General features: G+C 64.8%; 6 protein-coding genes. 4 read left to right on the plus strand and 2 right to left on the minus strand.

All coding sequences use genetic code 11. The features are described from left to right. The 4 genes from ABI660_RS22370 to ABI660_RS22385 all read left to right on the plus strand — a co-directional run. Nucleotides 1-923, plus strand: a 923-nt coding sequence (locus ABI660_RS22370) for a 3'-5' exonuclease (protein ID WP_348072291.1), incomplete at its 5' end; no start/stop codon positions are given. Between the two features lie 230 nt (nt 924-1,153). Further along, complete coding sequence (locus ABI660_RS22375; protein WP_348072292.1) at nt 1,154-1,468, plus strand: hypothetical protein; 315 nt, start codon at nt 1,154-1,156, stop codon at nt 1,466-1,468. 29 nt (nt 1,469-1,497) lie between these two features. Further along, nucleotides 1,498-2,673: a phospholipase A gene (locus tag ABI660_RS22380; protein ID WP_348072294.1), complete on the plus strand. Its 1,176-nt coding sequence runs from the start codon at nt 1,498-1,500 to the stop codon at nt 2,671-2,673. Nucleotides 2,674-2,807: 134 nt separating this feature from the next. Then, nucleotides 2,808-4,112 (plus strand): sodium:proton antiporter, encoded by a 1,305-nt coding sequence (locus ABI660_RS22385; protein WP_348072296.1) that lies wholly within the window; start codon nt 2,808-2,810, stop codon nt 4,110-4,112. A 103-nt stretch (nt 4,113-4,215) separates the two neighbouring features. Here ABI660_RS22385 and ABI660_RS22390 read toward each other — a convergent pair whose 3' ends face one another. Next, the gene (locus ABI660_RS22390; RefSeq protein ID WP_348072298.1) at nt 4,216-5,367 is read right to left on the minus strand and encodes a Gfo/Idh/MocA family oxidoreductase; all 1,152 of its coding nucleotides are present in this window, start codon (nt 5,365-5,367) and stop codon (nt 4,216-4,218) included. Between the two features lie 58 nt (nt 5,368-5,425). Continuing rightward, nucleotides 5,426-6,464, minus strand: a 1,039-nt coding sequence (locus ABI660_RS22395; RefSeq protein WP_348072300.1) for a sugar phosphate isomerase/epimerase family protein, incomplete at its 5' end; no start/stop codon positions are given.

The raw sequence follows: 6,464 nt of genomic DNA on the forward strand, positions 1-6,464 counted from the left end.
GGATGGTCCTGATGGTCAACAACGACAACAACGCGGCCTTCATCCGCGCCATCAAAACACCTAAGCGCGGCATCGGCCACACCACGCTGGGCGCCCTGAGCACCTTTGCCGAGCAGTACAAACTGAGCCTGTTCGAGTCGCTGTTCAGCAACTCCCTGAGTGCGGTGCTGCCGGCCAAGGCGGTCGGATCGCTGCATGAATTCGGTCGATACCTCAACGACCTGGAATACCGCGCCAGACGCACGGTGGGCGCTGAAGACGCACGCGCTTTTCTTGCCACCTGGCTCAAGGAAATCGACTACGAAAAACACATCTACGACAGCGAGGACAGCGAAAAAGTCGCTGCCGCGCGCTGGACCAACGTGATGGACTTCTGCGACTGGATGGCGCAGCGTTGCGGCGGGCAGATTGACGACACCTCCGGTGCCGTGGTCGCCGCCGAAACCAAGACCATGCTGGAGGTGGTGCAGACGATTGCCCTGCTGTCGACCATCAGCGAGCGCGAAGGCGACCAGAACGTGGTGACGCTGTCCACGCTGCACGCGGCCAAGGGTCTCGAGTGGCCGCATGTGGTGCTGGCCGGGGTGAACGAGGGCCTGCTGCCCTTCAAGCTGGAAGACGACGACGGCAGCAACACCGAGAATATTGCGCAGCGCCTGGAGGAAGAGCGCCGCCTGATGTATGTGGGCATCACCCGGGCGCAGCGCACGCTGGCGGTCAACTGGCTGCGCCGGCGCAAGAAGGGCCGTGAAACCGTGGCCGGCATTCCGAGCCGCTTCATTGCCGAGATGGGGCTGGACAAGACCACCGTGAAGGAAGACCCGCGCGAGAAGATCAGGGCGCTGCGGGCCGAGTTTGCGAAACGCGCCGCCGACACAGCGCAAGCCAACAGCGAAGCCGAAACCGCGAGGAACGCCGCCTGATGGCGCCACCCACACCACCCATGAAACCTTTCAACACAATCTCACTTGCTCTGTTTTTAATAGCTGTTTGTGCACATCCCATAAGGGCTGGAGCTCAAAATGATGCAAAAAACTCGGCATCCGCAGTGACAGACTGCGTGCCGGCAAAACTGCTCAAACCGGTGCAAATCCATGGCCGGTGGCGGGTCAGGTTCGCCTCTGCACCGGCGGGGCTGCCCGCCGATGCCACAATGCACCTCGAACGACACGCGGAATTCAGCGACAGCGTGGCGGGTTATGTGAGCCGCGACCTGCGGCCCGCAGCCGGCGCAGCGCCCGGAACCGGTCATGCCGCCAGAGCGCAACTGGCCGGCGACCTCGAGAACGGCTTTTTGACCCTGGACGAATCATCCAACGGCGTCAACATCACAGGCACCTGGAACGGTGAAATGGCAGAGGGATCATGCGGAAAAAAAGTGACAGGCACATGGAAGGACATGAGCGCCGCTGCGCCGGCCGACGCGCCGGAGATCCCGTTCACGTTGGAAAAAATCCCCGGCTGGTAAACATGGCTGCATTCCTGAAGAAAATTTTCGTGTCCCAACTGGCATGCGCGGGGCTGCTGGCGGCAGGCGCGGTGCAGGCTCAGACCGGCAATGCCGAAACGCCTCCACCCGAGCGCAACCGGTTCGGCTGGCAAGCCTGCCAGGCGATGGGCGCCGACCCCGCGGCCCAGCTGGCTTGCTTCAAGAGCTGGGCAGAATCGCAGCTGCCTGCCGGTGCGCCTCCGCCCGACACGGCAACAGCCCCCGCCAACCCGCAAACCGGCCAGCAGGCCACGCCCATCTTGCTGCTGCCCGCCATGGCCACCGAAGCCCCAGACGGTAAAAAAATCGGTTGCCGGAACACCAACTACTCCGAGCTGTCGCGTTTCTGGGAGTTGCAGCGCGGCACGGACTGCGACACCTTCGGCCTGCGCGGCTACCGGCCCATCAGCCTGATGTGGTCGGGCTCGGACAGTGTCAACAACCAGCCATCCTCGCCGGCGGCCGGGCACACGGTGACCACGCCGTTCAACTACAGGCGCAACGAGACCAGACTCCAGATATCGGTGCGCACAAAAATCGCCAAAGGCATGCTGGCTTCAGGCAGCGGCGACGATACCGGCAGCGATTCGCTGTGGCTGGGATACACGCAGCAAAGTTACTGGCAGCTCTTTAACGGTGCGATTTCACGCCCTTTCCGCGCCACCGACCATGAGCCTGAGCTGATCTACATCTACCCGCACCAGATCGACCTGCCGGGCGGCTGGAAGTACCGCCTGAGCGGCCTCGCCCTGAACCACCAGTCGAACGGGCAGAGCCTGCCGCTCTCGCGCAGCTGGAACCGGGTCTACCTGATGGGCGCCGCCGAAAAAGAGCTGGGCGCCGACAGCCGGCTCGAACTCCAGGGGCGCATCTGGCAGCGCCTGAAGGAGTCTTCGGGCAACGACGACAACCCCGACATCGCCGACTTCATTGGCCGGGCCGAGCTGACCGGCTTCTGGCAGATCAACCGCGTTCACAGCCTGGGCCTGACGCTGCGCCATTCTCTGCGATCCGAGGCGCGTGGTTCGGCCCGGCTGGAATGGATGAAGACCTCCACCTCGATTGCCGACAGTGCCAGCTTGCGTTACCACGTCCAGCTGTTCAGCGGCTACGGCGATAGCCTGATCGACTACAACCGCCGCCGCAACGTGCTCAGCGTGGGCCTGAGCCTGGTCGGCTGGTAGCGGGCTGACAGGCGCTCGGGAAGCCACCCTGCAAGGCGGCCGGGCACGTGCCCGCATACTGGGTCGCGTGCGGCCAATCATGGTTTCACCTGCCCGGAATGATTTCATGAACTTGCGTTACCGCTATAAACCCGATGAATGAAGGCCTGAATTTCACGCTGGGTTTCGTCGTGGTCGGCGTCCTGCTGATCGTCATGACAATGAGCAGCTCCTTCATTTCCCGCCTGCCGCTCAGTGCAGCCATGCTGTACCTCGCCGTGGGCGTGGGCATAGGCCCGGCGGGGCTGGGCCTGATGGTGCTGGACCCGATTCGCGATGCCGGCCTGCTCGAACGCCTGACCGAAATTGCCGTGCTGATCTCGCTGTTTACCGCGGGGCTGAAGCTGGAGTTGCCGCTGAACGACAGGCGCTGGCGCATTCCGGTGCAGCTGGCCTCGGTTTCCATGGTGTTGACGGTGGCTGCAGTGACGGCGCTGGGCGTCTGGGGGATGGGCCTGCCACTCGGGGCCGCCGTGCTGCTGGGTGCGATTCTGGCGCCGACAGACCCGGTGTTGGCCTCCGATGTGCAGGTGTCCGATCCGGCCGACCGGGACCGCCTGCGCTTCGGGCTGACCGGCGAAGGCGGCCTGAACGACGGCACCGCGTTTCCTTTTGTGATGCTGGGCCTGGGCCTGCTCTCGCTGCACGATCTGGGGGCCGGCGGCTGGCGCTGGTGGGCTGTCGATGTGCTGTGGGCCATCACGGGCGGTGTGGCCATTGGTTATGCGATGGGTGCGCTGACCGGCCGGGCCATCCTCTACCTGCGGACCCATCACCGCGAAGCGCTGGGTTCAGACGAGTTCATGGCACTGGGATTGATTGCCCTGGCTTACGGACTGGCACTGCTATGCCACACCTATGGCTTTCTCGCGGTGTTTGCCGCGGGGCTGGCGCTGCGCCGGATTGGCGACCTGCCGGCGCCTGCCCACTCGAAGACGGACGACCGGGCTGCAGCCAGCGAGACGCCGGCACACATGATGCAGGCTGTGGGGCGTTTCAATGCCCAACTCGAACGGTTCGCGGAAGTGGGCGTGGTCCTGGTGGTGGGATCGCTGCTCTGGGTGGTCGCTTTCCGCACGGAAGTGCTGTGGTTCATCCCGGCCCTGTTTCTGGTCATCCGTCCGCTGGCGGTCTATTTCGGCCTGTACGGCACCCGGGTCGGGCGCCCCCAGCGCCGGCTAATCGCCTGGTTCGGCATCCGCGGCATCGGGTCCATCTATTACCTCATGTATGCCATCACGCACCAGCTCGAGCCGGCGCTGGCCGGCCGCTTGCTGTCGATCACGCTCGCGGTGGTCGTGGCCTCGGTCATCGCTCACGGCGTGTCGGTCACACCGCTGATGAAACGTTACGAGACACGCAAGGGCGGTGAGAAGCTGCCTTCAGATGCGCCAGATTAAATATCGCAAAGACAAAATTCTGCTCTGTTTTTTTAGCATTCGCGACCGCTAGCTCCCCCGGCTTCACGCTGGACGTGCCGCAACCGATGCCGAAAAACACGTGTCAGCGCATCGGCGTCCATTTGGCCTGGCTGCCGGCGGACTCCACCACCTTCTCGATGAAACGCACGCCGCGCGCGCCATCGGCCAGGCGCGGATAGTCGGCCTCCAGCGGATCCGGCGCCTTGCCCGCCTGCACCGCCCGGATATGTGCCGCCACACCAAGGTACACGTTGGCGAACGCTTCAAGGAAGGCCTCGGGATGCCCGGCAGGCAGGCGCGTCGCACGTCGCGCCGCTTCGCCCAACCAGGGCGAGCCGCGCGTCAGCAGGCGCGCAGGCCCGTCGATGGGCGCGTGAACGAGCCTGTTGGGCTCCTCCTGGTGCCACTCCAGCGTGCCTTGTGTGCCGAACACCCGCAGGCGCAGGTCGTTCTCGCAGCCCACTTCGATTTGCGAGGCGATGAGCACACCCTTCGCACCGTTGGTGAAGCGCAGCAGCACGTTGCCGTCGTCGTCCAGGCGACGCCCTTGCACGAAGGTAGTCAGGTCCGCGCAAATGCTGTCCAACTCAAGGCCGGTGACCGTGGCTACCAGGTTCTCGGCGTGCGAGCCGATGTCGCCGATGGCACCGGCCAGGCCACTGCGCGCGGGGTCAGTGCGCCAGTCGGCCTGCTTCTGACCCGAGGCCTCCAGATGCGTGGCAAGCCAGCCCTGGTTGTATTCCACGATGACCTTGCGCACCTCGCCGATCAAACCCTTGGCCACGAGCTCGCGGGCTTCGCGCACCATGGGGTAACCCGTGTAGTTGTAGGTCACCCCGAAGATGCAGCCGCTGCGCTGCGCGGCCTGCGCCAGCGCCTGGGCCTCTTCGGTGCTGTGCACCAGCGGCTTGTCGCACACCACGTGGATACCGGCTTCGGCAAACGCGTGGGCCACCGGGAAGTGCACGTGATTGGGTGTGACGATGGACACGAAGTCGATGCGTTCCTGCACCGGCCGCTTGAGCTCGTCGGCCAGCAGGTCCTGCCAGCGCCCGTGGTTGCGGGCGTCGGTCAAGCCCAGCTCGGCGCCGGAAGCGCGCGCGCGCTGCGGATCGGACGACAAGGCACCGGCAACCAGGTCCATCTGGCCGTCCAGCGCCATCGCCTTGCGATGCACGCCGCCGATGAAGGCGCCTTGCCCGCCGCCCACCATGGCATAACGCAGCTTTCTCATTGGGCAAACTCCACCCTGGGGACCGCGGTGCCATGAGCCTTCGGAACGGCCGTGCAGCTCATGACCCGGCCATCCCGCCTTGCCTGGTCTTGTCGAAGACCGCGTCGAAGGCGCCCGCCGCAGGCTTGAAGTCCAACCGCTTGCAATAGGCGGCGCTTTCGGTGGCACCGTGGATACGGTCCATGCGGCTGTCCTCCCATTCCACGCTTAATGGCCCGGCGTGGCCGATGTCGTTCAGCGCCACAATGATCGACTCGAAATCAATGAGGCCGCGCCCGACGCTGCGGAAGTCCCAATAGCGCCGCGCATCGCCGAAGCTGGTGTGCCCGCCGAACACGCCCACAGTGCCATCACCCTTGCCCCACCACACATCTTTCATGTGCACGTGATAGATGCGGTCTGCAAAGGTGCGCAGGAACTTCACGTAATCCACACCCTGATAGCCCAGGTGGCTGGGATCGAAGTTGAAGCCGAATCGCCTGTGCCCCGCCACGGCTTCGATCGCGCGCTGGGCCGACGCGATATCGAAGGCGATCTCGGTCGGGTGGACCTCCAGCCCGAAGTTCACGTCCACGCTATCGAAGGTGTCCAGAATCGGTTTCCAGCGCTGCGCGAAGTCCCGGAAGCCCTCATCCCAGTATTCCTGGGAGGTCGGCGGGAAGGCGTACAGCGAATGCCAGATCGAAGAACCTGTAAAGCCGGTGACGACCTTCACGCCGAGCTTGGCGGCGGCGCGTGCGGTGTCCTGCATCTCGCGCGCGGCGCGCTGGCGCACCCCCTCGGCCTGCCCGTCACCCCACACATGCTCCGGCAGGATGGCACGGTGGCGCTCGTCGATCAGATCGCACACGCCCTGGCCTACCAGGTGATTGCCGATCGCCAGGCAGCGCAGGCCATGCTTTTCAAGCAGATCGCGCTTGTCCTGCACGTAGCGCTCGCTCGCAAGCGCCTCCTGCACGTTGAAATGGTCGCCCCAACAGGCCAACTCGAGCCCGTCGTAGCCCATGCCGCGCGCCAGGGGTGCGAGTTCGGCCAGCGGCAGGTCGGCCCACTGTCCGGTGAAAAGGGTGACGGGTCTGGCCATGGCTGCCTCAGAA

This window comes from Polaromonas sp., from assembly GCF_039930745.1.
In the GTDB taxonomy this organism is placed as follows: domain Bacteria; phylum Pseudomonadota; class Gammaproteobacteria; order Burkholderiales; family Burkholderiaceae_C; genus Polaromonas.